Consider the following 18579-nt stretch of genomic DNA (forward strand, 5'->3'; position numbering starts at 1 on the left):
TTATAAAGGGCGCATTTTGTAATAGATGACGTAAAACGCTGTATGAGACCTGTCCCGAAGGGAGAAAAGTCCGAGCGGGTGAAAAACCGGGGAAAGAGGGCAGGATGATGCCGTGCTGCGCGCACGGCATCGGGGGGTTATACCAGTTGCAATTGCACGCCGTCCTGCACCAGCAGTTCGGCGTCGCCGTGGCTCCAGACGTGATATTGCGTACCGGCGATGGTCAGCGTGCCGGTCTGCTGCGTCCAGCCGTCGACCGCTTCACCTGCCGGCAGAATATCCTGCAGCTGCACGCTGTCGCCTGGCTTGCCGTTAACCAGAAGCTGGGTGCTGTCATCCTCAACGAACAGGCCTTTGCCACCTTCGCTCAGCAGCTGGTGCAGCGTCAGCGCATCCGGCTGGGCTTCATCCTGCGCCTGCTGATCGAACGCGGCGTCCGGGCTGACGTCGAGCACGAATTTGCTGCTCCAGTTGCTCTTCATCTCGCCGGTTGAGGCGCGCGCCTGATATTCCCACACGCCTGGCTGATGCAGATAGGGTGAGGTAAAGCTCCATTTGCCGTCGGCATCGACCAGCACGCTGCCGGCGTGGCGCAGACCTTCGCCCTGCACGCCATACTCGATCTCAATCACCTGACCCGGCGTGCCGCTGCCGTGCAGCGTGGGCGTGGTGTCATCGGTTGAGTCGTGCTGATAAACCGGCCCCTGCAGCGGGCCCGCGTTGTCCCAGGCGTAGTCGATGGTCGGTTCCAGCGGCGCGCCGGGGATCACCAGCAGTTCGAACTTATCGCTCCACGCGCTGGCTTTGCCATCGGCCACGCCGCGCGAGCGGAAACCCCATTCGCCAAAATAGGTCAGTTCAAAGCCGGCGAACTGCCAGTTGCCCTGCGCATCGACTATCACGCTGCCCGCGCTGTGCCAGCCGCTGTTACTCAGGTTGTACTCAATCTCGACGATGCTGCCCGGTGCACCGCGACCTTCCAGCACCGGCGTTTTATCGTCGGTGGTGCCGCGATGGTACACCTGGCCGGTATGGGCGCCGGTATCGTCACGCGCGCAGTCGATAGCCGGACGCAGATTCTCCAGCGCCGACATATTAAGGCTGAAATCCGGGCGGTAGTCGTCTTTGCTGTTCTCGTAAGAAGCATAGAAGGTGTAGATGCCGTCACCGCTGATCATCGCGCGCGACTGAATCACCCAGTCGCCGTTGGCATCGGTTTTAACGCTGCCTTTATAGCCGATTCCGCCGTGATCGTTCTGCGCGAACAGATAAACGATGCTGTTCGGCTCCGCGCGGCCCACGATCAGCGGCGAGAAGTCGTCGGTGGTGGAACCGCTGGCGAGCTGGCCCTGCACGGTGCCGACATCGTCAATGGCGTAGCTGATGGTTGGCGGCACCGGTCCGCTGGCAACCACAGTGATGTCGAAGTGGTCAGAAGGTTCGCTGACGCGGCCAAACTCGTCGGTGGCGGTGACGGTTAGCTGATGCCCGCCCGCACCCAGCAGCGGCTCCAGCGACCATTCGCCGCTTTTACTGGCCACGGTGCTGCCAATCAGCCTGCCGTGATCGTACAGCCGCACCATGCTGCCCGGCAGCGCATAGCCCTGCACTTTGGGTGTGGTGTCATCAATGGTGTGTCCGCGCCCGACCGGGCCGGTTTCGCTGCCGACGTCGTCAAACAGCGCGGTGATCGCCGGTTTGTCCGGCACCGAGAGCGCGACGTCAACAGAGAACGGATGCGGTTCACCGCTGTTGCCGATGCGCGCCACCATGTCATGGCTGCCTTCGCTCAGCGAGAACGGCGGCTGAAATGACCAGCTGCCGTCGGCGGCAACCGGCGTGCTGTAGCGGTGTTCGTTGATAATGAACTCAATGATTTCACCGGCCTGCGCCGGCAGGCTGCCGCTCAGCAGCGGATAAGGTGTGCCCACTCGTAAGGTATTAATGGATGAAAAGGGGTCAAAGCTGAGAGGTGTTAGCATAAGTATTCTCCACCAAAATCATCAACGGCGTGATTACCGTTGCCTGCCCAGCTTAACGGGGGAGGGGATAGCGCCATGTACCAGAATCGTCTCGTTTCTAAGACTGATCTTAATAAGTTCTGCTAATGAAAAAGGCATTAAAAAGAGCAGGATAAAGCTCATGACATGGCTTGCTTAGGCCTGATGGTGCTGAAGTTATGTCACCGGAAAGGTCGATAGTCTGTCCCGCGCCAGCCAGCGCAAAAGCCCAGAATTATTAACTTTCCTCATAAGCTGATCGGATCGGTCTTGTTAATCCTTTGTTACCTTTGTTTGTACTTTTGTAAAGTGCAATGGTGAACAGGATCACATCTATTCACGCGCCGGCAGGCTAAAACAGGAGAAAAACCAGGAAGGACGATATGAGCTCAAGTCACACTTTACAAAAGTCATCGCAGGGCGGTGCCAAAACCATCTTTAGCGTTACCAGCGGTAACTTTCTTGAGATGTACGATTTTATGGTGTTTGGCTACTACGCCACCGCCATTGCAAAAACCTTTTTCCCGGGCGACGATCCGTTTGCTTCGCTGATGCTGACGTTGATGACCTTTGGCGCCGGCTTCCTGATGCGTCCGCTCGGGGCGATTATACTGGGGGCCTACATTGACCATCACGGCCGGCGCAAAGGGCTGCTGCTGACGCTCGGCCTGATGGCGCTCGGTACGCTGACTATCGCGCTGGTGCCAGGCTACGCCACGCTGGGCGCGGCGGCGCCGATTCTGATTCTGCTGGGCCGCCTGCTGCAGGGCTTCTCGGCGGGCGTGGAGCTGGGTGGCGTCTCGGTTTATCTGTCTGAAGTGGCCCCCAAAGGCCGCAAAGGCTTTTACGTCAGCTGGCAGTCGGGCAGCCAGCAGGTAGCGGTGATCTTCGCCGCGCTGCTGGGGCTGGGGCTTAATCATCTGCTGGCGAAGGACGCGGTGACCGAATGGGGCTGGCGTATTCCGTTTGTGGTCGGCTGTCTGATTGTGCCGTTCCTGTTCTGGATTCGCCGCATGCTGGAAGAGACCGAAGCGTTCAGCCAGCGCAAATCGCATCCGTCTATGGGCCAGATTGTGCGTTCAGTGGGGCAGAACTGGGCGCTGGTGCTGGCCGGCATGCTGATGGTGGTCACCACCACGGTGATGTTTTACATGATTACCGCGTTTACCCCGACCTTTGGTAAAACCGTGCTGATGATGAGTGACAAGCAGAGCTTCCTCGTGACGCTGTTTGTCGGCATCTCGAACCTGTTCTGGCTGCCGGTGATGGGCGCGCTGTCGGACCGCATCGGGCGGCGGCCGCTGCTGATTACCTTTACCGTGTTGATGATCCTGACGACCTGGCCGGTGCTGCACGGACTGGTGGGATCGCCGACCTTTGCGCACCTGGTGGAAGCGGAGCTGTGGTTATCGTTCCTGTACGCCAGCTATAACGGCGCGATGGTGGTGTATCTGGCGGAGATCATGCCGGCTGAAGTGCGCGCTTCGGGCTTTTCGCTGGCCTACAGCCTGGCGACCGCGCTGTTTGGTGGTTTTACGCCGGCGATTTCGAGCTATCTGATTCATGCTACAGGCGATAAAGCGATGCCGGGTGTCTGGCTGTCGTTTGCCGCGGTGTGCGGTCTGGTAGGCACGCTGCTGATCGGCCGCATGGTGAAACAGTACCAGGCGCGGCACAGTGCAACGGTAGTGGGCGCGTCGCTGTAGTTAGAGCTGGTATGCGCTGGTCCTCACTTTAACATTCTCTCACTGGCCCTCACCCTCTCCCGCACGCGGGAGAGGGAACCGTTCAGTGCGGTTTCGCAGACCTGTATTTCACCTCAACGCCCGCTCGATCGGCCCCTTCTCCCGCTGGCCCTCACCCTAACCCTCTCCCGCACGCGGGAGAGGGAACCGCTCGGTGCGGTTTCACAAACCTGCACTTCACCTCGACACCCGCTCGATCAGCCCCTTCTCCCGCTGGCGGGAGAAGGCGGGGGATGAGGGGGCAAGCCAGCTCCTGCTCTGCCTGCTGGCCCTCACCCTAACCCTCTCCCGCACGCGGGAGAGGGAACCGTTCAGTGCGGTTTCGCAGACCTGCACTCCACCTCAACTCCCGCTCGATCAGCCCACTCCTTACCCACCCCGCTAAAACGCCACATCCACCACCACGCTATCGCTGTAATTGCCCGCTGCGGGCGTATTCTGCGTAGTCAGAATCTGCGCCGTATAGGTAAAGTTGCGCGTCACGGTATCCGCGTTGAGCGATGTCGAGGTCGCGCTGCTCCAGCGGTCGCTGCCGCTCGGGCCCCAGCGATTGGTGGTGGTGGTGCCTTTATAAATATCGTACGCCAGCCGGTTGGTGCCGCTCGCCATCTGGCGCGTGGTGCCGCTGTAATAGCTGCCATTACTCAGTCCTACCGTATACGTGCTGCCCTTTGAACACACCACGTTAATTGTCTGCTGCACGGTAGAAAAACTACCGACCAGCGGGGCACTGCCGAAGCTGACGTTCGGCGCCGTAATGGTGGTGCAGTCGTTGGTGATCACCATATTCACGGTGATCGGCATCGCCGTCCCGCTGCTGCTCTGCACCGTGCCGACGCACGCGCCCGCTACGTTCAACCCGGCGCACACGTTATAGCTCACCGTCAGCGTGATGGTGGTGGTGTAACTGCCGGCGGCAATCACCTGGCCAGGCACGGTGCGGAAATAGAGTGGAATGACAAAATTGAGGCTGTTGCCGAGCGCCAGCAGCGCGGAAGAGTTCCAGCGATAGCTGCCGCCCTGGCGCAGTTCGGTGGCACAGGCGCTGTCGATGCACAGCTGAATCGGCACGTTATCGGTGCCGCTGGCAGACGCCTTCATAGTGGCGCGCGTGCCGCTCAGGTAGTTGGCGGTGGTAAACGCATAGGCGACGTAATCGCTGCCCAGCAGGTTGAGCGTGCCGGTGCCGCAGTTAACGTTGGTGTTACTGGAGGTATTGACTGCCGTCGACTGCACGTAAAACGTGGTTTGCGTGCCAAAGCTGGCGCTGGGGGCCGAAAGCGAACAGAGCGCGTAGCTGCTGGCCGGCAGCAGCCACAGCAGTAAGAACAGAAATTTCCTCATGGCGAGATCCCTGACTGTGAGTTGTTGGCGGCATTCACTGCCGTACCGGGCGCGGCAGGCGGCAACGGGCAGGTGAGTGGACCGTAAGTCTGCAGCGCTTTAGGCTGCCCCTCAGCAATAGCCAGCGTGGTCTCGCACTGGCGTCCGTCCGGCGTCACCACGCGCATCGGGTTGCTGGCGCTGAGATCTTCCATCCACACGATGCCGTCCCAGCCGACATATTCGGTGGCGCGATCGCGGCGCAACACCTGGCTGGAGACCGGCAGCGGCTGGCCGTCGCTGTCGTGCAGGATCACGCTGGCGGCGCGCAGGCGCTCCACCGGGAAATTCAGCAGATAGCCACTTTTGCGCTTCACCGCGAAGCGCTGTTCCACTTTGGGCGCGGTCATGTCAGCCGGCAGATCGAGGGTATCGATATCGTACTTCGCGCCGTAATAGCTGCTGATGGACGGCACCAGCAAATAGCCAGCGTCATCGGTGCGGCCCATCGTCTGGTTTTCGTAGCGCACCGTCACGTCCGGATAGCGGGTTTTCACCACCACAAAGGCATCGTTGATGTTGTTGGCGGCGAACACATGGTTGTCCATCAGCACCAGCGAGCCGGTAAAATCGGCCCACTGCGTGGTGTTGTCATCGTCGCCGTAAAAGCCAGCGGAAGTATCGATCTTGTTATTGCGATAGCGCAGGCTGCCCTGACGATAATCGCCGCTGTCGCCGCCCTGATGCGCCCATGACGCATCGTAAGCAAAACCGCCGTCGCTCGGCATGGCGCGTGACACGTACAGGCGCTGATTGCTTTGTCCCTGCTGATCGCGCTCGACGCTGATCGATGCGCTGCTCTGTTCGCCAAACGGAATCACCAGCGAAATCGCGCCGCTCCAGTCGCCCTGTTGCTGGTCGCGGCTGGCGGAGATGTACAGGCTGCTATTGCCCCACAGGTTTTTACTCCACGATAAATTCCACAGGCGGGTGCGATCGCCGCTGCCGCCGGCGATGTCCAGATACGCCAGACCGAGGCTGCCGTACTGGCTGAGCGACAGGCTGGCGGTGTACTGCGCACTGCGTCTGGCGAGCGAATAGCTGGTATTGGCGCTGTCGCCGCGGCTGCCGACCAGCGCCAGGTTGCCGAAATCCGCGCTGCGCAGCGTGTGCTGGGTGCCGAGGCTGAACCAGCTGTTGTTGTACTGGTAACCCCAGCTGTACTGGGTGCCGGGCCTGCCGTCCAGCTGGCTCTGCGCCAGCGCGGCGTTGATGACGCCCAGGCTGCCCAGCTTCACCAGCGCGCCGGCACCGCCCATCGCCACGTCGCTGCTGCCTTCGGCGTGCGATTCGAGCGTTAGCCAGTCGCGCAGGCCGTAGCGATAGGATCCGCTGGCCGCCGCCGCGCCGTAATCAAAGTTTTTGATGCCGTAGTTCTCGCGAATCGCCCCGGCGGAGAAGGCGTAATCAGACAGGCCGGTTTTCAGCAGGCTGCTGGAGACGTAGAACGGCAGCGTCGTCGTCACCTGACGACCGACCGCGTCGGTGGTGGTGATCACCGCATCGCCCGCCCCGTTCACGAATGGCACATTGGTCAGCGACCACGGCCCCGGCTGCACGTTGGCCTGCGCGCTGCGGTAACCATTGATAAACAGATCGACTGACGACGGCACCGCCGCCTGGCCGCTAAAGGCGGGCAGCGGGTAGGTGACCAGATCCGGTCGCACGCTGAAGTCACGCGCGATCTGCACGCCGCCAAGGCGCACGCTGTTGCTCCAGCCCAGCGCATCCGTAATCAAATCCCCGGCGCGCCAGCTCAGCGCGGCGTTCTCGTTCTCGTTGCTGTACCAGGTGTCGTAGCGAATGTAACCCTGCTGCTGGCCGCGGGTGTCACCCGCAAGCTGCTGAATATAGACACCGTTGCTGGAGAACTGGCCGGCCGGGCCGAACAGGCGTAGCTCGTTCCAGCTGGAGAGGCGCGAACCGGCGTTGTCGGTGCGCGTGGCATAAAGGTCGTAGTTGAGCAGCGCGCCGTTGCTGGCCTGGCCGGGATAGCGCGGGCCATTTTGCGGCTGACCGAGCGTCTGCTCTGGCAGCCAGGCGGGCGGTACCGTCAGCAGCAGGCGCTGGCGGCGTTCATCGTATTCCACTTTAACCTCACCCAACTGACCGGGAGCGACCTGTTCGCCAGCCAGCTTCGCCGCCGGAATGCCGGCGCGCTGCAGATCGCCGCTGCGCAGCCAGAACTCACCGTCGCGCCGCTCGACCGGCACAATCTCGCCCCGTTCGCGCTGGTTTACCACTAGTTCCAGCATGTATTGCTGGCCGCTGGCGCTGTGGCTGACGGCAGGCGGCGGTGGCAGCTCAGAGAAAGTCTCTGCGCTGCTCAGCGGGGAAAAGCACAGCACGCTGGTCACCGCCAGCGCGCAGGGAGGCGGCGTCAGCTTCATCAGCGCGCGGCAGCGCTGCGCCAGTGAGTTTTATTCACCTCGGCCGCGAGTTCACCGCTCACCGGGCTGTTCAGCGGCCAGCGGTGGCTGCTGTTAGCCAGCACATAGCCAAACAGGCCGTTGCCGAGCGCGCGACCGCCGACGGTGACGTTGCTCAGGCGCGCGTGGCCGTTGCCGCGATTGGTCAGCTCCAGCCAGCGTTTGCCGTCGCGGCTGACCTGACGCCAGCTGAGATCGGCTTTGGTGCTGTCGCGCGTCAGGCCATCGCCATAGACAAACAGCGGCACCGAGTAGCGCATCTGAAACGTCAGCCCGGCCTGATTCTCGCCCGGCGAGCGCGGCGTCGGGATCTCATCCAGCACCACGCGATAGGCTTGCTCCACGCCGGCGGGCGGCGTGCTCTGGCGAATCAGGCGCACCAGTTGCTTCTGCCCCGGTTCCAGCCGCACCATCGGCGGGCTGGCGACCACCTGCTGCTGCGTTTGATACTGTTCCTGGCCGTCAATCTGCTGCCAGTTGAAGATGCGCACCTGCATGATGGTGGTGGCGTTACCGCGATTCTCCAGCCACAGTTCACTGGCTTTTTCCTGCGGATTGATGGCGGGATCAATCGGCCAGATCATCAGCGAGTTGGCCGCGAAGCTGGCGGGCGAAAGGGCCAGAAGAAACCACAGAAGCAGGGCGCGCAGGCTCATCATCTTTCATCCTTTTTATGCTGCCGTCACCAGCTCAGGGTGACGGTTAACGTATCGGTATAGGTCCCGGCGCGCGTCGGGCCGGGCAGGGTTAACAGGCCATAAATCGGCAGCACGATGTTATTGGCGTTGCTGTAACTCAGCGCCACCGGCGAGTTAACCGGAATCGTTGTGGTGTGCGCTGCGTTGGTATACAGGCTGTACGCCACGGTATCGGTGTTACTGGTGTGTTTGAGATTGCGGCTGCTGGTGTAATTGCTGCCGCCATTGATGCTCATGCTGAGGGCGGTACCCGGCGTGCAGGCGAGGGTGAGGGTGGTGCTTTGCACGTAGCTGGCGCTGACGCTGCTGCTCGCCACGCCCGACTGGGTGCCAAAATTCAGCGTGCCAAACACGCCGGTATTGGTACCGGAAATCACGCAGCCTGCCACCACTGACGCAGAGACCTGGAAGGTGGCCGTCGGCAAACCCCAGGCCGGGACGCTCCCTATCAGCAGGGCCAGGCTGCCAGCGCGCAGCAGCCAGACCATCCTTCTTACCCCACCGCTGGCTTCAGTAATTCACCGCCACGTTAATAGTATCGGTGTAGGTACCGGCCGGAATCAGTGGGTTAAAGCCGCCGCCGACTACCCGACCGTAAATGGCATAGTTGGTGCCGAGCGTCGGATCGGTGGTGCCGCTGGCGGCAATGTTGGTGTTGTTGGCGATGGCGGTGGTAAACGCGGCGTCGCTGTACAGCGTGTAAGCAATGCCCTGCGTATTGTTGGAGCCGAGGATCAGGTAACGCGGCTGGCCGCTCACCGTACCGTAAATAGTGGCCGGTGCCGGATTACTGCTGGTGACCTGCACATTGAAGGTCTGGCCGGTGGTGCAGCGGACAAAAATGCCGTTCCCGGATGCACCCACCAGGGTGGCGTTTAAGGTATCAAAGGTTGCAGCGCTGCTACCGAAGTTCAGGGTACCGAAGTTAACCCCGCTGGTGGCGGACTGACCGTTCACCAGACAGCCGGTGGTGAGCGTCAATGTGGCATTGATGGTTCCCGTTGTGGTGGCAGCAAAAACCGTTGCAGGGGCGAGCGCGGCGCTCAGGCTGGTAGCCAAAAGAAAAAGCTTGAGTTTCATAATCAATCCTTACTGATTATCCAAGGTCAGTGCTTTTTCGCCTGGTGATTTATTAATGAAACGAACCCGTAAATAACAAGACGCCGCGATCGGCAAACGAACTTAATGCCCTGCCACCTAAGAAAATTCTTAAAGGCTGAGTTAGTGATTTATATCAGTTTTATTTACTATAGAACACCCTTTTGCCGCTTGTACAACGCACCGGAGAATTTTCGCTAATCAATTCTCCCTTTTCGCCGATAACGCAGTCATAACAAGGGCTGGCGGCCCGTTAAAAAAACCAAACGGCAAGTGTTTTCCCCCTCTACCGCGACTTCAGGTTCAATGCTATGTTCATGCATTAATCAGATATCATTACTTTTCCCGGCCGCGACAGACGATGAGAATAAAAAATAGCCGTGCAATACCTCCAGTTATTTATGGATCTGTTTTCGTGTCGCCACAGCGCGGGTGGTCATTAGCTGCCTCTCATTGATGTTTCCACTTTTTCTGTTGTTAATTGACGATACCGCACCTGCGCCGCCGCGGGTTGAGTTGAGGAGCGCACATGTTGCTGGTTACCTGGGATAGCGTTCTGGTTGCCGTTTCGCTGATTGTGGCGTTTATCGCGGCGTTTACGGCGCTGGATACCGCCGGGCGCGTCGCCGTGTCGCGCGGCCTGCTGGCGAAACTGTGGCTGGTGGCCGGCGGTACGGCGATGGGCATTGGCATCTGGGCGATGCACTTCATTGGCATGCTGGCGATGATGATGCCGATGACCATGCGCTATGACATTCCGCTCACCGCCTTCTCGCTGCTGATGGCAATTCTCACCAGCATCTTCGCCTTTGCGCAGGGCCTGCAGGGCAGCCATCTGACGCGCCGCCGGCTGCTGCGTGGCACGGTGATCCTCGGCAGCGGCGTGGTTGCCATGCACTATCTCGGCATGCTGGCGCTGCTGATCGAACCCGCCATTCACTGGGATTTGCGCCTGGTGGCGTTGTCGGTACTGATTGCCTACGGCGCATCCGGTGCCGCGCTGTGGCTGGCATTCCATCTGCGCCATGGCGAGAGCCTGCTGCTGATGCGCGCCTGCGCGGCGCTGGCGATGGGGGTGGCGATTGCCGGCATGCACTACACCGGCATGGCGGCCGCGCAGTTCAGCGCGCCCGGCAGCATGCAGCACCACGGCATGGGGCAGGAGGGGCTGGCGGTGTGGGTAACCATCATCACGCTCACCATTCTCGGTCTGACGCTGCTGATCTCGATGCTGGACGCCCAGCTGCGCGCGGCGCGTCTTGCCGCCCGGCTGCGGCGCGCCAACAGCGAGCTGCGCCAGCTGGCGCTGCACGATAATCTCACTGCACTGCCCAATCGCGTCATGCTGGACCAGCAGCTCAGCACGCAAATCAAACACGCGACGCTGTATGACCAGCCCTTTGCCCTGATGTTTATGGATCTCGACGGCTTCAAAGCGGTGAACGATACCTGGGGGCATCACGTCGGCGATCGTTTGCTGGTTGCCGTGGCGGAACGGCTGCGCACCCAGCTGGAAGCGGACATTTTGCTGGCGCGCCTCGGCGGCGATGAGTTTGTCATGCTGTGTCCGCAGTACGCGGCAACGCAGGCTGAAGCGCTGGCGCAGCGGCTGGTGCACAGCATTGATGCACCGTTTGAGCTGGATCGTTACTCGCTGCGCGTCTCGCTCAGCATCGGTATTGTGATCTTCCCGCAGCATGGCCGCAGCCCGCAGGAGATGATGTTCAACGCGGACTCGGCCATGTACCACACCAAGCACAGCGGGCGTAACGGCTGGAGCCTGTTTGAACCGGTGATGAGCGCGGTGGCGCAGCATCAGCTGGCGCTGGCCAACGATTTATGGAACGCGCTGGAGTGCCAGGAGATGCGCCTGTTCTACCAGCCGAAATTTCGCGCGGGCGGGACCATTCTGATGGGTTTTGAGGCGTTACTGCGCTGGCAGCATCCGCGCCGCGGCTTGCTGATGCCGGATATGTTTCTGGCGCGCGCCGAGAAAACCGGCCAGATTGTGGCGCTCGGCAACTGGGTGATCAACGAAGCCTGCCGCCAGCTGCGGCAGTGGCATGACGAGGGCAATCGCGACTGGAGCGTCTCGGTTAACCTCTCCGCACTGCAGTTTCATCAGCGCGATCTGATCGACACGCTGCGCCAGACGCTGCAGCGCTACCAGCTGCCGGAAGGCGCGCTGATGCTGGAAATCACGGAAAACATCGCCATGCGCGATCCGCAGTTCAGCCAGCAGCGCATCGCCGAACTGCAGCGGCTTGGCGTCAAAGTGGCCATCGACAACTTTGGCATTGGCTACGCCAATCTGCTGCACCTCAAGCATCTTGAGGCCAGCGAGCTGAAGATTGATCGCGCCTTTATTAACAGCCTGCGTGCCGACAGTGAGGATGCAACCGTGGTGACCGCCATGCTGACGCTGGCGCAAAGCCTTAACCTGCGCATGGTGGCGGAGGGCGTGGAGACCGAAGAGCAGCAGCGCCTGCTGACCGGTCTCGGCTTTGACACGCTGCAGGGGTATCTGCTGGGCAAACCAACGCCGGCGGAGCGCATCGGCGAATTCACTGCATCAACGCAGATTGCGCCGCACTTTCCTGATAACGTGCTGCCGCTCACCGGCGCCTGACCAGCAATTTTTGTTCTCCTTCACATCGGAAGCTTTCATCGTTCAGTGACTCATATCGGCAGCCGGTCTGCCGATAATTTCAATTATAAAACCAACATTTTCTTTTTCATTTCAACAATACCACAGCTGACTTAACACAGCTTTTTTATATGGGAAATCACTATGTTAGTGACTTCGTACGATGCGTTTACCGTTATCGTTTCGATACTGGTAGCAATGCTGGCCTCGTTTACCGCGCTGGATATGGCGGGGCGCGTCGCTTCCTCCACCGGCCGGGTGGCGCTGGTCTGGCTGCTGGGCGGCGGTTTCGCCATGGGCGTGGGTATCTGGGCCATGCACTTTATCGGCATGCTGTCGATGAGCCTGGATATGGTGATGAGCTACGATCCGCTGCTCACCGCCGCCTCAATGGTGGTGGCGGTTCTCGCCTCCATCTTTGCCCTGTGGCTGGTGTGCTCGTCCGGCGACTTGCCGTGGCGACGGCTGCTGGGCGGCGCGCTGGTGCTGGGTTCCGGCGTGGTGGCGATGCACTACACCGGCATGGCGGCGCTGATGTTTGAGCCGGGCATCAGCTGGAACTGGGGCTGGATTGCGGTTTCGGTGCTGATTGCGCTGGTGGCTTCCGGTGCCGCGCTGTGGCTGGCGTTCAACCTGCGCGAAGGACATGGCCGCGTCACGCTACTGCGCGTCGGGGCGGCCGTGGTGATGGGTTGTGCCATTGCCGGTATGCACTATACCGGCATGGCAGCGGCGAACTTCCCGATGCACAGTCACGCCACCCATCACGGCGTGAACAGCGACTGGCTGGCGATGCTGGTCACGGTGGTGACGCTGGCGATCCTCGGCATTACGCTGCTGGTTTCGATGCTCGACGCGCGTATGCAGGCGCGCACCTCAATCCTTGCACGCTCGCTGGCGGAGGCCAATCGCGAGCTGGCCCAGCTGGCGCTGCACGATAACCTGACGCGACTGCCGAACCGCATCCTGCTGGAGGATCGCCTCGAGCAGGCGATCAACAAGGCCAACCGCGAGCGCTCGCACTTTGCGCTGATGTTTATGGATCTCGACGGCTTCAAAGCGGTCAACGATGCCTTTGGTCACCACGTCGGCGATAACCTGCTGATTGCGGTAACCGAACGCATGACCGACCAGATGAAAGGGCACTACACGCTGGCGCGGCTGGGCGGTGACGAGTTTGTGCTGCTGATTGAGATCGGCGATCCCAATGATGCCGCAGCGGTGGCGGATGCGCTGGTTAAAGCCGTGGATCGCCCGTTTAGCGTGTCACGCTACGAGCTGATGGTGTCGCTGAGTATCGGCATCGCTGTTTATCCCGGTGATGGCAAGGACGAGCGCGAGCTGATGTTTAACGCCGACGCCGCGATGTATCACACCAAGAACAACGGCCGTAACGGCTACAACTTCTTCCAGCCGTCCATGAACACGCTGGCGCAGTCGCAGCTGCAGCTTAATAACGATCTGTGGCAGGCGCTGGATAGCAACGAGCTGCGTCTGTTCTATCAGCCTAAGTACTGCGCGCCGAGCGGGCCGATCATTGGCTTCGAAGCGCTGCTGCGCTGGCAGCACCCGACGCGCGGCCTGCTGACGCCGGACAAGTTTTTACCGATCGCCGAGAAGACCGGCATGATCATTAATATTGGCAACTGGGTGATCAACGAGGCCTGCCGCCAGCTGCACATCTGGCATCAGCAGGGCCATCCGCACTGGTCGGTGGCGGTGAACCTCTCTGCCTTGCAGTTTGAGCAGTGCAACCTGGTCGACACCGTGACGCAGGCGCTGGAACAGCACCAGATCCCGGCCGAGCTGCTGACGCTGGAGGTCACCGAAACCACGGCGATGCGCGATCCGGAAGAGAGCGTGCGCATCCTCACCGAGCTGACCAGCATGGGGGTAAAAGCCTCGATTGATGACTTCGGCACCGGCTACTCCAGCCTGCTGTATCTCAAACGCTTACCGGCCAGCGAGCTGAAAATCGACCGCGCCTTTGTTAACGAACTGCAGGCGAAATCGGAAGACGCAACCATCGTCTCCGCCATCGTCGCGCTGGCGCAGTCGCTGGATCTCAAAGTGGTGGCCGAAGGCGTGGAAACCCAGGATCAGCAGGCGTTCCTCACCGGGCTCGGCTGCGACACCCTGCAGGGCTTCCTGCTGGGCAAACCGCTACCGCCAGAGCGCATCAGCGAGCTACCGGATTTTGTTAAAGACAAACCCGCGGCGCTGACGGCGGCGGAGTAGGGGCTGGTTTCTGCCGCCTGGAGCTCCTCTCTCCCGCGTGCGCGCTGAGTGTTTTTCACCTTCACCCGCGTGCACGCTGTGTGTCTTTTCTCCCTCTCCCGCGTGCACGCTGTGTGTCTTTTCTCCCTCTCCCTCTCCCGCGTGCGCGCTGCGTGTCTTTTCTCCCTCTCCCGCGTACGCGCTGTGTGTCTTTTCTCCCTCTCCCGCGTGCGGGAGAGGGCCGGGGGTGAGGGCCAGACCGCACCTAACCCAACAAAAAAAGCCGCAGCATCCCTGCTACGGCTTTTACCTCAAGCTCACCTAAAAAGGAGGAGAAAAAACTCACACCAGCTCGACTTTCACCCCTTCCTGCACCAGCAGTTCAGCATCATTACCGTTGTGGGAATAGACTTCATACTGCACGCCAGCGATGGTGACGGTGCCGGTTTGTTGGGTCCAGTTCGTAAGCAATTGTTCATCTGGAAGAATATCTTCGAGATGCACAGTGGATCCTTTATCACCATGCACCACTATTTGCGAGTGATCATCATCAATAAAGAGATTTTTCATTCCCTTATTTAATATATCTTCAACACTTAAATTTACCTTTTTGTCATAATTATCGATAAGAATTTCCGATGAATGACAAAGCGAACTGACAACTACATCGCTTTGAATATGTCCGCTTTCGTCATTATTAATGTTGGATTCATTTATAGAGTTATTTTTGTAATCTAAAGCGGTGTATTTAATATTGTCAATATCCAGTCCCGAACCCTCATTTTTTATTATTATTTCAACATGATCGATCATTTTTCCATCTGGTGCAGTATAACTGGTTGTTTTCCATGGACGATCTTGGGTATGTGTCGTAGTATAAATGACATTGTTATATTGATCATAAACCTTGATGGTCGCTGGATTCGATGAGTACTCAATTCCTAACAGATCTACGGAAAATGACTTGGCATAATAGTCAAAAACAATGTCAATCGTTGCTGAAACATTCGTTCCAGCCGGACCCGCGTACAGGTGTCGAGAACTATGTGTGTCAGCAATCACTAACGAATTTGGATTGCTCATGTTAGAAAACTTAATCACTGCTCCGTCAATCTGTAGTCCTGATGGAGATACTTTCCCTAAGGGTATTGAAGCGAATGTTTCTGAAAATGTTTTTCCTGTAATATCTGCCTGAATATTGAGATTGAATAGTGAAGATTCTTCACCTGATTCACTCGTTCTGGCTATAAATTGCCATTTGCCACGATGCAAATCTTCTTCAGGAATAAATGACCAGTTGCCTGCGTGATCTGTTTTAACTGAGTGGCCTGTATTCCAGTTGCCATCCTGAGAACGATATTCGACGTATACCACTGAGTTGGCTTCAGCCACACCTCTAATTTCTGGTGTCGCATCGTCAGTTGTCGCGCCGGATTTTAACGCGCCGGTTAATTTACCAAAGTTATCAAACGCACTGGTGATCTGTGGTGTTAAACCCGTATCACTGGCTATCGTCAATGCAAAATCACTGTTGCTGTTGTGCGCCTTAGCATTATCACTGGCCGAGAACTGATAGCTTCCCGGTGAGATACGGTCGGTTTCATACACCCAACTGCCATCCGCGCCAGCCTGCACGCTGCCCAGGACTTCCCAGTCGCTCAACGCGTTACGGAAGTGAATATAGACAATGCTGTTAGCCTCAGCGCGACCGTTCAGCGTTGGCGTGCGGTCATCGGTGATTGCGCCACTGTGTAACAGACCGGTATTGATGCCAAAATCATCCCACGCATGCGTGATTGCGAGTTCGCTCTGCGGCGTTAAATCGATCTCCAGCGTGAACTCGTCGGTCCAGCCGCTGCCGGCGTAAGCGCGGAACTCCCATTTGCCCTCACCCAGTGCCTGATCCGGTGTCCAGATCCACTGGGTGCCGATCAGCGTGGCGTAACCGCCGTCAACCCACTGGCCGTTCACGTCCCGGTACTGAATCAGCACGTGGCTGCCGGCTGGCGCAGTACCGTGCAGCGTTGGCGTGGTGTCATCGGTCAGCGCGCCGTCCAGCAGCTTGCCCTGTGCGGCACCGGCGTCATCCTGCGCGTGGGTGATTTCCACCTTGCCGGGAACCGGGACTACAGAGTCATCGGCAACGGTCAGCGTAAATACCTCCGATGCCTGACTGACGTAGCCACGGCCATCGGTGGCGGTGACATACAGTGAATGCTCACCGTCAGCCAGCGTCGGGGTAATTTCCCAGTAGCCGTTGCTGCTGGCTTTAACGCTGCCAATCAGCTGGTTCTGCGCATTGTACAGGCGCACAATGCTGTCCGGCTCGGCCACGCCTTTCAGGGTCGGCGTACGGTCATCCGTCTGCTGGCCGGAACTGACCAGGCCGGTTTTATCGCCGAAATCATCCCCGGCACCAATAATCAGCGGCTGGTCCGGCGCGGTAAGGTCAACGTTAACGATTAATAGCGATGGAGCACCAATATTTCCGGCGCGATCGATGGTGCGCACGGAGAGGTTATGCGGGCCTTCAGCCAGCGGAAACGGCGGCTGCCAGCTCCAGCTGCCGTCAGCGGCGATGGAGACGGTATAGACGGTGCTGTCCATCACAATTTCCATGATACCGCCGGCTTCGGCTGGTGAGGAGCCGCTAAAGGTGCGCTGCGGATCGGTGGTCCAGAGTTGTCTTGCGTTGGTGAGTGCTGTGCTCATGAGGTTTTCCTGTTTGCTAATAATTAACGTCCTGGTGAATCTGTCCGCATCAAGCGACAGGCGGCGATTATTAGTTGATCGGATAATTCTCCCAACGAGAAAGGTCTTGAAGGAAAACTGGCGGCGCGCGGGAAAAGAACACGGATTTTTAGCCGCAGCAATGGCTGGCAGGCTATACTGGCGCGCACGCAGGTCGCAGGGAATGGAGCCATGGCCAAATACCAGCAGTTGGTAGATCAGCTACGTACGCAAATCGAAGCACGCATCTGGCCGCCGGGTGAAAAGCTGCCGTCGCTGCGCCAGCAGGCGGAGCAGAGCGGACTCAGCCTGATGACGGTGATGCACGCTTACGAGGTGCTGGAGAGCCAGGGCTGGATTGTGTCGAAGCCGCAGTCGGGCTACTACGTGGCACCGCGCGCGGCGGAAAGCCGGCCGCGTTTGCCAACCCAGGCGATCGCTAAAACCGACCAGGCCGATACCAACAGCTTCGTGTTTGATGTTCTGCAGGCGACGCGCGATCCGGCCATCATGCCGTTTGGTTCTGCCTTCCCCGATCCGGAACTGTTTCCCCAGCGCCAGCTGATGCGCTCGCTGGTGAAGGTCTCGCACAATCTTAAACCCACCGATGCCCTGAATAATCTGCCGCCCGGTAATGAAGCGCTGCGAAAAATCCTCGCCCAGCGTTATGCGCAGCAGGGCATTACGCTGTCGCCGGATGACATCGTCATTACTAACGGTGCGATGGAAGCGCTTAACCTCAGTCTGCAGGCGGTGACCGAACCGGGCGACTGGGTGGTGATTGAGAACCCTTCCTTCTATGGCGCGTTGCAGGCGATTGAACGGCTTAAGCTGAACGCGATTGCTATCGCCAGCGATGTGGAGCAGGGCATCGATCTGGATGAGCTGGAGCAGGCGCTGCAGCGCTGGCCGGTGAAAGCCTGCTGGCTGATGACCAACCGGCAGAATCCGCTCGGCTTTACCCTCAGCGCCGGGCGCAAACAGCAGCTGGTGGCACTGCTGACGCGTTATCAGGTGGCAATGATAGAGGACGACGTCTACAGCGACCTGTATCACGGCCACGATAAGCCGTTGCCGGCCAGAGCGTTCGACCGCGAGGGTTACGTGCTGCACTGCGGCAGCTTTTCGAAAAATCTGGTGGCGGGATTTCGCGTGGGCTGGGTCGCGGCGGGGCGCTATGCGCAGCGCGTGCAGCGCATTCAGATGATGAGTACGCTCTCGACCAGCACGCCGATGCAGCTGGCGCTGGCGGATTTTCTCAGCACCCGCAGCTATGACACGCATCTGAAAAAGCTGCGTCAGACGCTGGCGAAGCGCAAACAGCTGGCACAGCAGGCGCTGCGCCGCGTGCTGCCCGCCGAAGCGCACATCAGCGATACGCCTGGAGGCTACTTTTTGTGGATTACCTTGCCGGAGCAGATTAACGCCACGCAGCTGTATCATCTGGCGCTACAGCAGGGCATCAGTATTGCGCCGGGCCAGCTGTTTTCCAGCAGCGAGAGTTTCAGCCACTGCTTCCGTTTCAACACCGCCTGGCCATGGGATGCACGTGCCGAGGCGGCGGTAGAGACGCTGGGGGCGTTAATTGGTCAGCTAGCGCAGGGCGTTGCGGTAGAGAAGTGAGTGGTTTTT

The 18579-nt window shown here is 59.3% G+C and carries 11 protein-coding genes; 4 read left to right on the plus strand and 7 right to left on the minus strand.

Annotated features, from left to right (window positions below):
• Window positions 1-137 precede the first annotated feature (137 nt).
• A complete protein-coding gene (locus ABVR31_RS03060; protein WP_372771795.1) occupies window positions 138-1982 on the minus strand; it encodes an Ig-like domain-containing protein in 1845 nt (614 codons plus the stop codon).
• Between the two features lie 401 nt (window positions 1983-2383).
• On the opposite strand from ABVR31_RS03060, the gene ABVR31_RS03065 reads away from it, so the two are divergent.
• Complete coding sequence (locus ABVR31_RS03065) at window positions 2384-3706, plus strand: MFS transporter (RefSeq protein ID WP_215800631.1); 1323 nt, start codon at window positions 2384-2386, stop codon at window positions 3704-3706.
• 420 nt (window positions 3707-4126) lie between these two features.
• Here ABVR31_RS03065 and ABVR31_RS03070 read toward each other — a convergent pair whose 3' ends face one another.
• Genes ABVR31_RS03070 through ABVR31_RS03090 form a run of 5 tightly spaced genes read right to left on the minus strand, consistent with a single transcriptional unit; the run spans window position 4127 to window position 9335 of the window.
• Complete coding sequence (locus ABVR31_RS03070; RefSeq protein ID WP_141496425.1) at window positions 4127-5089, minus strand: spore coat U domain-containing protein; 963 nt, start codon at window positions 5087-5089, stop codon at window positions 4127-4129.
• Window positions 5086-7518, minus strand: a complete 2433-nt coding sequence (locus tag ABVR31_RS03075; RefSeq protein WP_372771796.1) for a fimbria/pilus outer membrane usher protein — start codon at window positions 7516-7518, stop codon at window positions 5086-5088. The genes ABVR31_RS03070 and ABVR31_RS03075 overlap by 4 nt, the downstream gene beginning before the upstream one ends.
• A complete protein-coding gene (locus ABVR31_RS03080) occupies window positions 7518-8216 on the minus strand; it encodes a molecular chaperone (protein WP_371221606.1) in 699 nt (232 codons plus the stop codon). The genes ABVR31_RS03075 and ABVR31_RS03080 overlap by 1 nt, the downstream gene beginning before the upstream one ends.
• Before the next feature lie 23 nt (window positions 8217-8239).
• Complete coding sequence (locus tag ABVR31_RS03085) at window positions 8240-8743, minus strand: spore coat U domain-containing protein (RefSeq protein WP_215800634.1); 504 nt, start codon at window positions 8741-8743, stop codon at window positions 8240-8242.
• Window positions 8744-8765: 22 nt separating this feature from the next.
• Window positions 8766-9335, minus strand: a complete 570-nt coding sequence (locus tag ABVR31_RS03090; protein ID WP_021509578.1) for a spore coat protein U domain-containing protein — start codon at window positions 9333-9335, stop codon at window positions 8766-8768.
• Window positions 9336-9882: 547 nt separating this feature from the next.
• Between ABVR31_RS03090 and ABVR31_RS03095 the strand changes: the two genes are divergently transcribed.
• Entirely contained in the window at window positions 9883-11982 is a 2100-nt protein-coding gene (locus ABVR31_RS03095) for a bifunctional diguanylate cyclase/phosphodiesterase (protein WP_288421075.1), read from the plus strand.
• A 162-nt stretch (window positions 11983-12144) separates the two neighbouring features.
• A complete protein-coding gene (locus ABVR31_RS03100; protein WP_288421076.1) occupies window positions 12145-14238 on the plus strand; it encodes a bifunctional diguanylate cyclase/phosphodiesterase in 2094 nt (697 codons plus the stop codon).
• A 321-nt stretch (window positions 14239-14559) separates the two neighbouring features.
• On the opposite strand, the gene ABVR31_RS03105 is transcribed toward ABVR31_RS03100, so the two are convergent.
• Window positions 14560-16929, minus strand: coding sequence for an Ig-like domain-containing protein (locus ABVR31_RS03105; protein WP_372771797.1), 2370 nt, complete (start codon window positions 16927-16929; stop codon window positions 14560-14562).
• A gap of 210 nt (window positions 16930-17139) precedes the next feature.
• Here ABVR31_RS03105 and ABVR31_RS03110 point away from each other — a divergent pair, with 210 nt between their 5' ends.
• Window positions 17140-18570: a PLP-dependent aminotransferase family protein gene (locus ABVR31_RS03110; RefSeq protein WP_372771798.1), complete on the plus strand. Its 1431-nt coding sequence runs from the start codon at window positions 17140-17142 to the stop codon at window positions 18568-18570.
• The last annotated feature ends 9 nt before the right edge of the window (window positions 18571-18579 follow it).

The sequence above is a fragment of the Pantoea sp. WEP genome (assembly GCF_041678305.1).
GTDB lineage: Bacteria > Pseudomonadota > Gammaproteobacteria > Enterobacterales > Enterobacteriaceae > Pantoea > Pantoea dispersa.

Bases quoted from the DNA above. Each gene is read 5' to 3' on its own strand.
- ABVR31_RS03060 (WP_372771795.1), bottom strand. From the start codon at position 1,982: ATGCTAACACCTCTCAGCTTTGACCCCTTTTCATCCATTAATACCTTA.
- ABVR31_RS03065 (WP_215800631.1), top strand. From the start codon at position 2,384: ATGAGCTCAAGTCACACTTTACAAAAGTCATCGCAGGGCGGTGCCAAA.
- ABVR31_RS03070 (WP_141496425.1), bottom strand. From the start codon at position 5,089: ATGAGGAAATTTCTGTTCTTACTGCTGTGGCTGCTGCCGGCCAGCAGC.
- ABVR31_RS03075 (WP_372771796.1), bottom strand. From the start codon at position 7,518: ATGAAGCTGACGCCGCCTCCCTGCGCGCTGGCGGTGACCAGCGTGCTG.
- ABVR31_RS03080 (WP_371221606.1), bottom strand. From the start codon at position 8,216: ATGATGAGCCTGCGCGCCCTGCTTCTGTGGTTTCTTCTGGCCCTTTCG.
- ABVR31_RS03085 (WP_215800634.1), bottom strand. From the start codon at position 8,743: ATGGTCTGGCTGCTGCGCGCTGGCAGCCTGGCCCTGCTGATAGGGAGC.
- ABVR31_RS03090 (WP_021509578.1), bottom strand. From the start codon at position 9,335: ATGAAACTCAAGCTTTTTCTTTTGGCTACCAGCCTGAGCGCCGCGCTC.
- ABVR31_RS03095 (WP_288421075.1), top strand. From the start codon at position 9,883: ATGTTGCTGGTTACCTGGGATAGCGTTCTGGTTGCCGTTTCGCTGATT.
- ABVR31_RS03100 (WP_288421076.1), top strand. From the start codon at position 12,145: ATGTTAGTGACTTCGTACGATGCGTTTACCGTTATCGTTTCGATACTG.
- ABVR31_RS03105 (WP_372771797.1), bottom strand. From the start codon at position 16,929: ATGAGCACAGCACTCACCAACGCAAGACAACTCTGGACCACCGATCCG.
- ABVR31_RS03110 (WP_372771798.1), top strand. From the start codon at position 17,140: ATGGCCAAATACCAGCAGTTGGTAGATCAGCTACGTACGCAAATCGAA.